A 13,317-nucleotide genomic window follows, 5' to 3' on the forward strand; every position below is an offset into this window, starting at 1 on the left:
CCACATGACTTCACGCTGGACCACGGCAGTACTCGACACCGACGTAACCGGCGGCTGGGCAGTAGCCCGCAGCCCCGAAGGCTTTTTGTTCGATGACAATGGCGCGCTGTTCCCCCGGGAATGGCTCAAGCGCCAGGACTTGTCGCTGCTCGCCGAGCATGGCATTGGCCATCTCGACGGCGAGCCGGTGTATCTGCTGGAGTTGCAGGCCGCAGGCGAGGTGCCGGGGTGTGGCTGGAAAGGCTTGCGTGGGTTCATGCTTGAAGGCGATCACACGTTGTACAAGGTACTGGGCTACGCCGCGCAGATCGGCACCTGGGCCCGCGAGCACCGTTTTTGTGGCAACTGCGGCCAGGCCATGGTCCAGGTGCCACGTGAGCGGGCGATGTATTGCCAGCCGTGTGACTTGCGCAGTTACCCGCGGATTTCACCGAGCATGATTGTGCTGATCACCCGCGGCGACGACATCCTCCTGGCGCGTTCACCGCGGTTTGTCAGCGGGGTCTACAGCACCCTGGCCGGTTTTGCCGAGCCGGGGGAGTCGGCCGAGGACTGCCTGATTCGCGAGGTGCGCGAGGAGGTGCAGATCGAGGTCAGGAACATCCAGTACCTGGGCAGCCAGTGCTGGCCGTTCCCTCATTCGATGATGCTCGGCTTCCATGCCGAGTACGCCGCTGGCGAGATCGTCCCACAAGCCGACGAGATTGAAGACGCCCAGTGGTTCAACATTCACGCGCTGCCGCCGTTGCCGGCGTCGCGCTCGATTGCCCGCTACCTGATCGACGTCTACGTTGCGCGGCGTTTAGGCCACGCTGAACCAGTGCTGCCAGGCTAGGCGTACGGTCAGGCCCAGCACTACCGCGATGAATACCGGGCGAATGAACTTCGCCCCACCGCTGATGGCGGTGCGCGCCCCAAAAAACGCCCCGACCATCACCGACACGCCCATGCTCAGGCCGATGATCCAGTCCACCTGCCCGGAAAAAATGAACACCGACAGCGCGGCCGCGTTGCTGACGAAGTTCATGCTGCGCGCCACGCCGCTGGCCTTGACCAGGTCGATGGGGTACAGCAGCAGGCTGCTGACGGTCCAGAACGCGCCCGTGCCGGGACCGGCCACGCCGTCGTAGAAGCCGAGGCTGAAGCCCTGGGTCGACTGCCACTTCTTCTTGATCGGCGCGTCGCTGTCCACCGGCGCCTTGGGCGTCCCGCCAAACAGCAGGTACAGGCCACAGGCAAACACGATCACCGGGAGCATTTTGTTCAGCCATTCGGCCGGCAGGTAGTGCGCCACGACCGCACCGGCCAGCGCTCCCACCAGGGTGCCGACAATCGCATGCACCCACTGCCTTGGATGGAACAGCTTGCGCCGGTAGAAGGTGACGCTGGCGATGGCCGAGCCGAAGGTCGCGCTGAGCTTGTTGGTGCCCAGCACCAGGTGCGGGGGCAGGCCTGCAGTGAGCAGGGCCGGGGTGGTCAACAGGCCGCCGCCGCCGGCAATGGCATCGATGAAACCGGCAATGAACGCGACAACGGCCAGAATGGCCAGGGTGGTGAGGTCTACGCTGAGTTCGAAAGGCATGGGGTCGACTTATTCGGTGGGGCAGTGGGATAAGGCCGGCGCCATCTTACCCATAACCTGTGGCGGCCGCGACCGCCACACCACCTGCCGCCAGGTTCAGGCGCTGTTGCGGCGCAACGTCTGGGACGGCGATTCACCGTAACTGCGCTGATAGTCCTGGGAGAAACGCCCCAGATGGAAGAAGTTCCAGTGCATGGCCGTTTCGGTCACGGTCGCCCAGCGCTGGGTCAGCAGGTCGTGCCTGGCGTTAGACAAACGCAGGGTGCGCAAGTACGCCATGGGCGTGGTGCCGAAGGTCTCGACGAAACCCTGGTGCAAGGTGCGGCCGTGGGTTCCCAGGGTTTGCGTGAGCTGCTCCATGCACAGGGCGGTGTGCGCATGGGCGTGCAGGTATTCGATGGCCTGGCTGGCGATTTGTCTGCGCAATGGCGCCTCGCGCGCCGAGTCATGGCGTGGGCTCAGGGCTTGCAGCAAGGAGCTGAGCAAGGTCGCTTCCCATTGCGCGCCGGACACGACGTCAGGTGGATGGCGCTGGTTCAACGAGACGCTGATGGCGTTGACCGCGTTCAGCACCGAGTAATGATCGTGCGCCTGATAGCGCTGGCCCTGGCGCTGCTTGAGCACATCAGTGGTGCCGTACAGTTCGCGGCACTGCTCGTAGTGCTCCAGGGTGGTGGTAACGGTGAACAGCGCTTCGTTGGGCTCGCACAGGTAATGCACCGGTTCGCCGCTGTACAGCACCACCATTTCATTGGGGTACAGCCGCTGGTGGTTCCAGGTCGGGCGGCCCGTGGTGGACTGGGACAGGGCGAAGGTGATGTGCCCGTCGGGAACACAACTGACGGCGCTGATGGAGCACTTGAAATCGAACCGGCTATGGCGCAGGCGAGGGCCGCGCATGTGCTTGAGGCGATGGATGCGCGCGTGTTTCTCGACGGAAGAAAAATCGATGTGCCATTGGTCATTGCCGGTGGACAGTTCGTCCAGGGCAACGGATTCGAGGGTCAATAAAGCAGGAGTTGGAAGGGCGGACATGCTGTACAGGAAGGGCACCTGAAAAAGACTCGGGTTGAGTGGGCCTCGCGGCGTCTGAGTGGCCAGGTCGGGCGAGCATTGCGCGCGCCCGGCCGGCGGAACTCAGAACAGTATATAGGCCGACGCCGTGGTCTGGTTCAGATCTAGGTTACCGACCTGTAACACTTCATACTCGGCGCGGATGCCAATGTTGCGCAGCACATCCATCTCGACCCCGGCGCCGTAGGTCAGGTCGACCCCGGTGTCATCGTCGGCAGCGTTGCCATCGGCGTCCCAGGCGTGGGCGCCGACGATGCCGAACAGACGAATGCGCTCGCCCAGCGGGAAGCCGACGTGGGCGGCGACCTGGGCCGAGTGGCCTTCGAAGTCGAGGTTGTCGTCCTTGAACTTGCCGAGGTCGACAATGGCGCCCTCGAATGCCAGGTAACCATTGGCGCGGTAACCGGCATAGACCTTGTAGCTGTTGTCTTCATCACTCAAGGCGCTGTCGTCGGTTTCGATGCTAGTCACACCGGCGCCCAGGTAAAAGCCCTTGTCATCGGCGAACGCTGGCAGCGCCAGCAACGACAGTAGGGAAACGAAGGCGAATTTTCGAAATGGCATGTGCAGGGTAGTCCTTGTACGGGTTTGTCAGGTGTGAAGTGTTGGGCGGGAAATTGCCCGGCCCCAATCATGGATAAAAGTCATTAATGCTTATTGCCGTCGCCGCGGTTCAGCGCCCCAGGGTCTGCGCTTCGTTGGCAATCGCGAAGTACTTGCGGGCCAGCGCGGCAATGGGCAGCGCGGCTGGCTGATTGCCAGGGGAACTGGCGCAGGCATCGAGCATGATCGCCGAGGCGGGGATGGCGTACCGCTCCAGTACGTCGGCAACAAAGTCCGGGAAATCAGGGTCGAGGATGTCCAATGGGGACAGGGGAAGGCAGATGGAGAAGTTTTTGCAGGCCCACAGGTAGGTGCTGTAGTCCTCGGCAACCTGGCGGACCACGGCGCCTGTCAGTTGCTGCGCTACCTGGGGTGCGATACTGACGCCGCCCCGGGCCCAGCGTGACAGGGCCCTGGCGCCGACCAGGCGGCCCGTGCGCCGATCAGTGATGGGCAGGTAGTTGATTTCAAGCCATCGGTTACTTACACAGCTCGACAAGTCCTGTTGTCTCGCCCACGCCAAATAGTGCGCCATCATGGTTTGACCCTGGTGTATTCAAATCGGCTGTTGCAACCCGTGGCGGCTGTTCACACGTCCACTAGCCAGGCCAGGGTGATTCCGCACAGGTAGGCGAAGGTGCACAGCAGGATCTTTTGTTTGAGTGGCAAGCGATTCAAGCGACGGCTGAGCATGCTGACCTCCTAGGGACAGGGAAATGGAGCAGGGTGGGAATGCCAGGCGCGCAATGGAAATGATTGATTGTCATTTGCCGGGATTTCAGTGGTTCATGCAGCGCAGGCGGTCCATTTCATGGAGGAAGAAACACAGGGTGTTTTCACTGGGCGTCGCCAGCAGGCTGTAGTTGAGCGTGGAGCCTTCCTGGACGACGTACTGGCGACGAAAAAACAGCTCCGGGGTTTTTTCGATGGCAAACAGTTCGCGATCATGGCTCAGTTTGGCGCGCACCACTTGTACCTGGAGGGCGTCATTGCCCGATTGGGTGATGTCGGCAGTCAAGGTGGCATGACGGAACTTGCCGTTGAGACTTTCGATGGTCGAGTGGGTCATTCGATGCGCGTTCACCGTGAGGTATTCCTCGGTGTTCAATTGGCTCTGGTCATCCAGCCACTGCTGGCTCTGGGTGTGAAAGTTGCTGTTGTTCTCGAACGGCACCGGCGAATAGAGCCAAGCTCCGATACAGCCCAGGTTGATCAGCCCCAGCAACAGCCACTGCACAAGGGTTTTTGTCTGGCGGTTCACAGGGTCACCTCCAGGCATTGCGCAAGCATGCTGGCGAGTGGTTTTTGCTGGGGGTTGAACAGCATATTGCGGGTACTTTGATCGGCGCGAATGCAGGAGATCGAGTAGTTGGAGCGGGACTGGTTGATCCAGACCTGGCCGATCAGGTTCTTCGGCAGGTCTTGCAGTTGTTGCTCGACCGCGGTGTTGAGTGCCCGGGCCGAATCGAGGCTGCTACCCAGGGTATTGATGGTCAACTGCTCACGCTGGGAGCTGGCCACTTCGATGCTCGGCGCCTTGGTCGAGAACGTGTAGTGGGCCAGGGTTGCCAGGCATGTGAGCAGGGTCACGGCACAGGCAATCGATAGCCATCCAATGGGCTGTTTCGGTTCGACAGTAGGCGCTGTATCAGCGGTTGGGGTGGTCACCCTGATGGGTTCCAGCTCGACCGGCGCCGGCGTCGGCTGAGCCTGCAAGGTGGTCCCGGCGCTGACATACGCCGGGTTGAAGCGATAGCCACGCCGCGGAATGGTCATCAGGATTTCGTGATCGCGGCTGTCGTTGAGCAAGTTGCGTAGGGAGAACACCACCTGATTCAAGCTGCCCGAGGCGACCACCCGATCATTCCAGGTGTGCTCGATAATCTGCTCGCGGGACTTGATCACCCCAGGTTCAGCGAGCATCAGATCCAGCAGGCGTGATTCGGCTCGACCCAGGGTGCTGTGCTGAACTTCGCCCAGGGGCGTGGTGATCGATAACCTGGAGTCCTCAGGATTGAACAGGGCCTTCGAGCCGTTTTTCAAGGTGAAAGAATGGCTCATGGTTCGTCCTCTTGGGTGCTCGTGTTCGCGAAGTTCTGCTGGTCAGCCACGGTCTGGCCAACCAGGGGACTGTTGCCCGGTGTCGGATCAGTCGGTGGTGGTTTGTTTGGCGAAGGCCAGGTCAGCGCGCTCGCGCAATTGTTTGGCCCAGGCATCAAGGGCGGGGTAGGTGTCCTCGACCTTGGTGGCGTCCGATGGCGAGATTTGCTTGCCAGTGGTGGCGCTGACGGATTGAGCCAGAAGTTCGCCAGTCTGGGCGTCGCGCATTTCGCTTTCAAAGAAGATGCGCAGGCTTTCATCCCGGGTGCCAGTCAGGTACATGGCGCCGCCGATGACAAACCCGATTGGCAGGTATTCGGGAATCGACAGGTCACGTGGGGTGCGTTCGGTGCCGGTGATGGCGGTGCGCAGCATCAGAGCATGGGGTTCCGGGCGACGGGTTACTTCGTAGCCTGCCGTCAGGAACTGATGCTGCAGCGCCTGGTTCAGGTACTTGAGCATGGCGGTGGTGTCCGCCGGGCTGCGCGAGAGGTCCTTGCCGGTGAAGTAAAAGCGCGGCGGCTCCAGGTAGACCCGTTTCTGGTAGGCCTGGTTTATTTCAAGGCCAGGCTTGACCCACATTTCGCTCTTGGGCCATTGCGGATCCTTGCTCAGCCTTGCGTAGTCGTTGAGGAATCCGGAATGGCGTGTGTCAGCGTCGGGCATTGTCGTACAACCGGTCACGGCGAGGAGCAGGACCACTGGAAGCAGGCGAAAGAGGCGTATCACTGGATTACCCATGGGCTGTGGCGAATGAGCCGCGCATGGTGCAGGGCGCCCGGGGGTGGCGCTATCCGAAAACTGCGAGGCCCGAAAGCGCTACCCCAGGCGGCTCAAGATCAAGCTCTACAGGCCCAGCTCAGACAGCCCGGGATGGTCGTCCGGCCGCCGGCCCAGGGGCCAATGGAACAGACGTTGGTGCTCCTCGATCGGCAGGTCGTTGATGCAGGCATACCGCTTGGCCATCAGGCCCTGTTCATCGAACTCCCAGTTTTCATTGCCGTAGGAGCGGTACCAGTTGCCCGAGTCGTCGTGCCATTCGTAGGCATACCGCACGGCGATGCGGTTATCGCTGAACGCCCAGAGCTCCTTGATCAACCGGTAATCCAGCTCCCGGGCCCATTTGCGGGTGAGGAAAACCCTGGCTTGCTCGCGGTCGTTGATGAACTCGGCGCGGTTGCGCCATTGGGTGTCCAGGGTATAGGCCAGCGACACCCGCTGTGGGTCGCGGGAGTTCCAGCCGTCTTCGGCCAGGCGCACCTTGTGCATGGCCGACTCGCGGGTGAAGGGAGGCAAGGGCGGACGAACTTCGGCAGCAGAGGACATAAAGTGGCTCCGGGCAGGTTGGGGTAAAAACAGCAGGTGTCTACGGATTGACGCATTCGAGCTGTAACAGCTTGCGCACCATGTCTTGCGCAGTATCAGCGGCACTCTGATCACCCGTCACCAGGGCGACGGTAATGGCGCCATCGATCAGGATCAGCAACTGCCTGGCCAGTGCGTGCGGGTCCTGTACGGCATGGTCGAGACACAGGGTGTGCAGGTAGTCGAGCAGCTTGTCTTTATGCGCTTTGGCGACCTGGCGCACCGGGTCCTGGGGATCGCCGGTCTCGCCACTGGTGTTGATGAATGCGCAGCCGCGAAAGCCTTCGCTGGCGAACCAGGCCTTGAGCACGTCGAACAGCTTGAGCAGGCGCTCGCCAGCAGTCGGGGCCTGGTCCACCTGGCTGGTGAACCAGTGCATCCAGCGCTGATCGCGACGCTGCAGGGCGGCAACGATCAACTCGTCCTTGTTGGCGAAGTAGCGATAGATGCTCTTGCGCGAGACCCCGGCGGTTTTCACCAGCAAGTCCATGCCCGTGGCGGCAATGCCACTTCGGTAGATTAACTTTTCGGTGACGTCGAGGATAATATCGCGGGTGTCGTTACTGGTGATTGAGTTCATGTGGCAAAGAGTAGAACGATCATTCTCCTTGGTCAATGCTAGATTCGAAATGTCTATTTTTTCGGACATGGTGTAAGCTCGTGGGTTCTTCGGATTCGACCCATTTGCGAGCCCTATGCCGTCGCTTTTCAAACGTTCCCTGCTGCCCAAACTGCGCAGTTTCCCGCTGACCGCCGATGCGGTCACCATCCTTGATGGCGCTGCCGAGTTCCGTCGTTGCCTGCTGGAGCAGATCGCCCAGGCGACCCGGCGCATCTACATTGTCGCGCTGTACCTGCAACAGGATGAAGCCGGCCAGGAAATCCTCGATGCCCTGCACGCCGCCAAAGCCGCACGTCCGGAACTCGATGTGGTGGTTGTGGTGGACTGGCTGCGGGCCCAGCGCGGCCTGATCGGTGCAGGTAAACAGCCGGGCAACTCGGCCTGGTACCAGCAGATGACCCGCGACCACGCCAGCGAAGTGCCGGTGTATGGCGTCCCGGTCCAGACCCGCGAGTTGTTCGGGGTGTTGCACCTCAAGGGCTTCGTGATCGATGACTGTGTGATCTACAGCGGCGCCAGCCTGAACAACGTTTACTTGCACAAGTTCGACAAGTACCGCTTTGATCGTTATCACCTGCTGCGCAACCGCGCGCTGGCCGACTCCATGCAACACCTGGTGCAACACGGGCTGATCACCTCCAAGGCGGTGCACCGCCTGGACCTGCCGAACCTGCCGAGCACCCGTAGCCTGCGCCACGACATTGGCGATCTGCGCAGCCGCCTCAAGCATGCGGCCTACGACACCGCCGCGGGTGAGGTGGTCAAGGGTGGCCTGTCGGTGAGTCCGCTGCTGGGAGTGGGCAAGAACAACCCGCTGAACCGGGTGATTTGCGAACTGATTGCCAGTGCCCAACAACAACTGACCATTTGCACGCCGTACTTCAACCTGCCCTTGCCGGTCACCCGCGAGATCAACCGGGCCCTGGCCCGTGGGGTGAAGGTCGATATCGTGGTCGGCGACAAGACCGCCAATGACTTCTATATCCCGCCAAGCGAGCCATTCCGGGTCATCGCGGCGCTGCCATACCTCTACGAGATCAGCCTGCGGCGCTTCGCCAAGCGACACCAGCGGGTGATCGACAGTGGGCTGTTGAACCTGCACCTGTGGCGTGACGGTGACAACACCTATCACCTCAAGGGCATGTGGGTCGACGAGCGCTACACCCTGTTGACCGGTAACAACCTCAACCCGCGGGCATTTCGCCTGGACCTGGAAAACGCCTTGTTGATCGATGATCCCAAGGCCGAGCTGCAGGAGCCCCGTCGTCGCGAGCTGGCGCAGATTTTCCGCAATACCAGCCGTATCGAGCGTTATCAGCAACTGGAGACGCTGCTGGAGTACCCGCCGGACGTCAGCAAGTTTCTGCGTCGGGTCAGCCGGGTACGGATCGAGCGTCTGCTTTATCGCATCCTCTGAGGCTCAGCGCGGCTTGCGCGACGGCCACACCGCCACCAGCACCAACAGGGCTGCAGCGCAGAGGTAGGGCAGGCGCGGTTCCAGGGCATAGATCAGGGTCCCGGCCAAGGGCCCGATGACCACGCCAAAACCCTGGGCGGCACCGATGCTGCCGGCCGTGGCGCCTTGTTCGCCGGCCTCCACGGCATTGGCGGCCAGGGCGGCGAAGGACGGGAAGATCCAGCCCATGCCCGCCGCAGAGACAAAAAAGCACAACCACAGGCCCCAGGCCGTGTCGGCCAACATGCTGCCGGCATAGCCGCACGCTGCAATCAGCGCGCCGATGCGAATCAGGCGCTGCGGCGACCAATCCAGTTTGCGCACGATCAACTGCGCACAAATCAGCGCCAGGCCAACCATGGTCAGGGCGATGCCGGCGGTTTGCGCTGCTTCGGCCGGGCCCATGCCCAGGCGGTCGATGGCGTAGAAGCCGACAGTGATCTGGGCGATCGACACACAGAGCATGGCCACGAAGGCCACGGCCATTGGCCGGCGCAGGCGTGGGTCGTTGAGGCTTACGCTGCGCGGGGCTTGCTTGAGGTGCAGCTCCTGGCCCTTGAGCTTGAACCGCAGCACCAGGAACGCCAGCAACGGCAGCAGGGCCATGGCGTAGAACGGCAGGCTCAGGCTATAGCGCGACAGCAGGGCAGCAATCGCCGGGCCGATTACCAGGCCACAGGCGTTGGCGGCGCCCAGTGAGGCCATGGCGGGAGCGCGAAGACGGGGTTCGAGGTTGTCGGCGATCAAGGCGTTGCAACCCACCGGAATCGCCGCGTAGAACACGCCAATGATCCCGCGTCCGAGCATGATCCCGATAAACCCCACCAGGGCCGACGGCAGCCATTGCAGGGAGAGGTCGATGAACACGCAGAGCGCCCAGTAGGCGAGGGTGAAACCGCCGACGCCGAGCAACAGGATATGCCGGCGTCCACGGCGGTCGCTGTACTCGCCCCAGGGTCGGGCAAGGATCATCCACAGTACGCCGGACACCGTCACCGCAGCCCCGGCTTGCCAGGTGGCCATGCCCAGCACCCGGGAAATCGGGCCGATCAGCGAAACAAAAGCCATCATCGCCATGGTGCAGGCCATGTTGGCGACCAGTAGCGGGCGCAAGTCAAAAGTACTGTGCGTCAGTGCGGTATCGACACTGGCGGTGGGCGTGGTCATGGGCAACATCATCCGTGAAAGTCGAGAGCGTGGGTGATGGTAGCCAAATGCTCACGATCCACATAGGTCGGAGTGAAAATCCGTTGCTATGGTGATGGCTGATTAGATGTGGGAGCGGGCTCGCCCGCGATGGCGGCCTCTGACTCATCCTGGATCTCGGGAGTAACCCAATCCCCCGTAGCTGTCGAGGACGCAGTCCTCGCGGGTCCTTGCACTTCGGGACAAAAGAAATAAAAAAGCCCCGTCACCAGGACATAATGCTGTTCACTTAAGCATTTGAGCTCACGCCGGGCTTCCTAGAAAATCCGATGCCAGACCTCTGGCATCGGATTTTTTATGTCTGTTCAACAGGACCTGCTCGACCTCGACGACCTTTTTAACTTCTGCGACCTGAGCACCTTCACCCAAAACATTCCCATCGAGTGGGTAGCGTCTGCGCTCGACCTCTCCAGTCAGGCGACCATTCGCCGGCGGCGCCTGCCCGCTGATCAAGTGCTGTGGCTAGTGCTTGGCATGGCGTTATTTCGTGACGAGCCGGTTCACGAGGTGGCCAGGCGTTTGAACATCTGCGCCCAAGGCCTGGCCTCTGACCATTTGCTGGCGCGCAGTGGTGTAACCGAAGCTCGTAAACGGCTCGGCGCCGATCCTGTTGAGTGGTTGTTCCGTAAGACCGGCAACCATTGGGGCGCAGAGCGCTATGACGATGATGCCTGGCATAATTTGCAGGTTTTCGCGGTGGACGGTGCGCTTTTTCGCACCCCGGATACGCCCGAGCTTCGAGATCACTTCGGGTCGGGAAACACCCCCAGCGATCGCCAGACACCGTTTCCGATGCTGCGCCTGGTGGCGCTAATGAATGTGCGTTCGCACGTGATCCTAGATGCACAATTGAGCCCCTACCGACGCAGTGAAATGCGCCTGGCCGACGAGTTTTTGCAGCAGATTCCCGACCACTCGGTGACGCTGTTCGACAAAGGGTTCTGGGGCGCGGAGCTGCTGTTGAGCCTAAGTAGAACGGGCACCAGCCGTCATTGGTTGATCCCGGCAAAAAAGGGACTGGTCTGCGAGGAAGTGGCCCGCTACAACCAGCGCGACCGTTTGGTGCGTATGAAAGTCTCGCCACAGGCCAGAAAGCGAAATCCGACTCTTCCCTCGCACTGGGAGGTACGCGAAGTCAGCTATGAAATTCAAGGCAAAGTGAAAACCGTCATGACGTCCTTGCCGGCCAAGACCTACACCACTAAGGCTGTTGCCAAACTTTATCAGGAGCGTTGGGAGATCGAGTTGGGTTTCAGGGACATCAAGAGTTCAATGCAACAGAACGCAATGACCTTGCGCAGCAAAAAAATCGAGCTGATCTATCAGGAAGTGTGGGGGCTGTTGCTGGCTTACAACGTGATTCGCCGGGAAGCGAGCCAAGCGGCGGTGGCGTTTGGTCGAGCGCCTTCGGACATCCGTTTCAAACCGGCCTGTCAGTACATCGCCGTGCAATTGATCGTGATGGCAGCAGCCAATCCAGTTTCAGCGACAGGGAGACGCTTGGCGGAACTGAGGGCAGGTATCGGGGGATTGTTTCTGGATCACCGCCCCAGGCCTTCGAGGCCAAGGACGGTGAAGATTTCAAAGACCCGGTTCCCAGTGGACCGTAAGGCTGCTCCGCTTAAGTGAACAGCATTACGTCACCAGGACAGGGCTTTTACTTGTAGCGTTTCACTTGAAACTGACAGCTGACCTTAGAACACCACGCCTTGGCTGCGCAGGTAGTCGTCGTAGGTGCCGCTGAAGTCGGTCACGCCGCTTGGGCTCAGCTCGATGATGCGAGTGGCCAGGGACGATACGAATTCACGGTCGTGGCTGACGAAGATCAGCGTGCCCGGGTAGTTCTCCAGCGCCAGGTTCAGCGCTTCGATGGATTCCATGTCCAAGTGGTTGGTCGGTTCGTCCATGACCAGCACGTTTGGCTTTTGCAGGATCAGCTTGCCGAACAGCATGCGACCTTGCTCACCACCGGAGATGACCTTGACCGACTTGAGGATCTCATCGTTGGAGAACAGCATGCGGCCCAGGGTGCCGCGTACCAGTTGCTCGCCACCGGTGGTCCAGCGACCCATCCAGTCGAACAGGTTGGATTCGTCTTCGAAGTCCGACGCGTGGTCCTGGGCGTAGTAGCCGATTTCCGCGGCGTCGGTCCATTTCACGCTACCGGCATCCGGGCTCAGCTCGTTGACCAGGGTGCGCAGCAGGGTGGTTTTGCCGATGCCGTTAGGGCCGATGATCGCGACGCGCTCGCCGGCTTCAACCTGGAAGCTGAAGTCCTTGAACAGCGGCTTGCCGTCGAAGCCTTTGGCCATACGCTCGACGATGACCGCCTGGCGGTGCAGCTTTTTGGTCTGCTCGAAACGGATGAACGGGCTGACCCGGCTCGAAGGCTTGACCTCGGCCAGCTGGATCTTGTCGATCGCCTTGGCACGGGAGGTGGCCTGCTTGGCTTTCGAGGCGTTGGCCGAGAAGCGGCTGACGAACGATTGCAGTTCCGAGATCTGCGCTTTCTTCTTGGCGTTGTCCGAGAGCAGTTGCTCGCGGGACTGGGTCGCCACGGTCATGTACTCGTCATAGTTGCCCGGGAACAGGCGCAGCTCGCCGTAGTCCAGGTCAGCCATGTGGGTGCAGACGCTGTTCAGGAAGTGACGGTCGTGAGAGATGATGATCATCAGGCTCGAACGCTGGGTCAGGATGTTTTCCAGCCAGCGAATGGTATTGATGTCCAGGTGGTTGGTTGGTTCGTCGAGCAGCAGCACTTCCGGATCGGAGAACAGGGCCTGTGCCAGCAGCACGCGCAGTTTCCAGCCTGGCGAGACTTCGCTCATCGGGCCGAAGTGTTGTTCGATGCCAATACCCAGGCCCAGCAGCAGTTCACCCGCGCGGGATTCGGCGGTGTAGCCGTCCATCTCGGCGAACTCGGTTTCCAGCTCGGCAACGGCCATGCCGTCTTCTTCGGTCATTTCCGGCAGCGAGTAGATGCGATCGCGCTCGGCCTTGACCTTCCACAGCTCTTCGTGACCCATGATCACGGTGTCGATCACGCTGAATTCTTCGTAGGCGAACTGGTCCTGGCGCAATTTACCCAGACGCACGTTCGGTTCGAGCATGACCTGGCCGCCGGACGGATCGAGGTCGCCGCCGAGGATTTTCATGAAGGTCGACTTGCCGCAACCGTTGGCGCCGATCAGGCCGTAGCGGTTACCTGCACCAAATTTGACCGAGACGTTCTCGAACAACGGCTTGGCGCCGAACTGCATCGTGATATTTGCTGTGGAGATCAATTACTTTACCTTTCAATAGCTTAGG

At 61.0% G+C, this 13,317-nt stretch carries 14 protein-coding genes; 3 read left to right on the forward strand and 11 right to left on the reverse strand.

Annotated elements, in window-relative coordinates; translation table 11 throughout:
* Positions 1-4: 4 nt before the first annotated feature.
* Positions 5-835, forward strand: a complete 831-nt coding sequence (gene nudC / locus PspS04_RS12480; RefSeq protein WP_095168377.1) for an NAD(+) diphosphatase — start codon at positions 5-7, stop codon at positions 833-835.
* On the opposite strand, the gene PspS04_RS12485 is transcribed toward nudC, so the two are convergent.
* The 9 genes from PspS04_RS12485 to PspS04_RS12525 form a co-directional block, all read right to left on the reverse strand.
* Positions 803-1,582 carry a TSUP family transporter gene (locus PspS04_RS12485; RefSeq protein ID WP_095168375.1) on the reverse strand — a complete coding sequence of 260 codons (780 nt, stop codon included), beginning with the start codon at positions 1,580-1,582 and terminating at the stop codon, positions 803-805. The two genes, nudC and PspS04_RS12485, sit on opposite strands and share 33 nt — an antisense overlap.
* A gap of 96 nt (positions 1,583-1,678) precedes the next feature.
* Positions 1,679-2,617, reverse strand: coding sequence for a helix-turn-helix transcriptional regulator (locus tag PspS04_RS12490; protein WP_159995590.1), 939 nt, complete (start codon positions 2,615-2,617; stop codon positions 1,679-1,681).
* Positions 2,618-2,719: 102 nt separating this feature from the next.
* Positions 2,720-3,220: an outer membrane beta-barrel protein gene (locus tag PspS04_RS12495; protein ID WP_095168372.1), complete on the reverse strand. Its 501-nt coding sequence runs from the start codon at positions 3,218-3,220 to the stop codon at positions 2,720-2,722.
* 109 nt (positions 3,221-3,329) lie between these two features.
* Positions 3,330-3,797 (reverse strand): EAL domain-containing protein, encoded by a 468-nt coding sequence (locus PspS04_RS12500; protein ID WP_159995592.1) that lies wholly within the window; start codon positions 3,795-3,797, stop codon positions 3,330-3,332.
* Positions 3,798-4,037: 240 nt separating this feature from the next.
* Positions 4,038-4,520: a hypothetical protein gene (locus tag PspS04_RS12505; protein WP_237234990.1), complete on the reverse strand. Its 483-nt coding sequence runs from the start codon at positions 4,518-4,520 to the stop codon at positions 4,038-4,040.
* A complete protein-coding gene (locus PspS04_RS12510) occupies positions 4,517-5,320 on the reverse strand; it encodes a transcriptional regulator (protein WP_159995596.1) in 804 nt (267 codons plus the stop codon). Before PspS04_RS12510 ends, PspS04_RS12505 begins: the two co-directional genes overlap by 4 nt.
* An 87-nt stretch (positions 5,321-5,407) precedes the next feature.
* A complete protein-coding gene (locus PspS04_RS12515; protein ID WP_159987292.1) occupies positions 5,408-6,025 on the reverse strand; it encodes a DUF3313 domain-containing protein in 618 nt (205 codons plus the stop codon).
* A 180-nt stretch (positions 6,026-6,205) separates the two neighbouring features.
* Positions 6,206-6,685 carry a nuclear transport factor 2 family protein gene (locus PspS04_RS12520; RefSeq protein ID WP_095168362.1) on the reverse strand — a complete coding sequence of 160 codons (480 nt, stop codon included), beginning with the start codon at positions 6,683-6,685 and terminating at the stop codon, positions 6,206-6,208.
* Positions 6,686-6,725: 40 nt separating this feature from the next.
* Positions 6,726-7,304 carry a TetR/AcrR family transcriptional regulator gene (locus PspS04_RS12525; protein ID WP_095168360.1) on the reverse strand — a complete coding sequence of 193 codons (579 nt, stop codon included), beginning with the start codon at positions 7,302-7,304 and terminating at the stop codon, positions 6,726-6,728.
* A gap of 115 nt (positions 7,305-7,419) precedes the next feature.
* Between PspS04_RS12525 and pssA the strand changes: the two genes are divergently transcribed.
* Entirely contained in the window at positions 7,420-8,763 is a 1,344-nt protein-coding gene (gene pssA, locus PspS04_RS12530; protein ID WP_095168358.1) for a CDP-diacylglycerol--serine O-phosphatidyltransferase, read from the forward strand.
* A 3-nt stretch (positions 8,764-8,766) separates the two neighbouring features.
* Here pssA and PspS04_RS12535 read toward each other — a convergent pair whose 3' ends face one another.
* A complete protein-coding gene (locus PspS04_RS12535) occupies positions 8,767-9,969 on the reverse strand; it encodes an MFS transporter (RefSeq protein WP_159995598.1) in 1,203 nt (400 codons plus the stop codon).
* Positions 9,970-10,305: 336 nt separating this feature from the next.
* Here PspS04_RS12535 and PspS04_RS12540 point away from each other — a divergent pair, with 336 nt between their 5' ends.
* Positions 10,306-11,637 (forward strand): IS4 family transposase, encoded by a 1,332-nt coding sequence (locus tag PspS04_RS12540; protein WP_159993239.1) that lies wholly within the window; start codon positions 10,306-10,308, stop codon positions 11,635-11,637.
* 65 nt (positions 11,638-11,702) lie between these two features.
* Here the strand turns inward: PspS04_RS12540 and PspS04_RS12545 are convergent, their stop codons facing one another.
* The gene (locus tag PspS04_RS12545) at positions 11,703-13,292 is read right to left on the reverse strand and encodes an ABC-F family ATPase (protein WP_095168355.1); all 1,590 of its coding nucleotides are present in this window, start codon (positions 13,290-13,292) and stop codon (positions 11,703-11,705) included.
* Positions 13,293-13,317: the final 25 nt, after the last annotated feature.

Source organism: Pseudomonas sp. S04 (genome assembly GCF_009834545.1).
Classification (GTDB): domain Bacteria; phylum Pseudomonadota; class Gammaproteobacteria; order Pseudomonadales; family Pseudomonadaceae; genus Aquipseudomonas.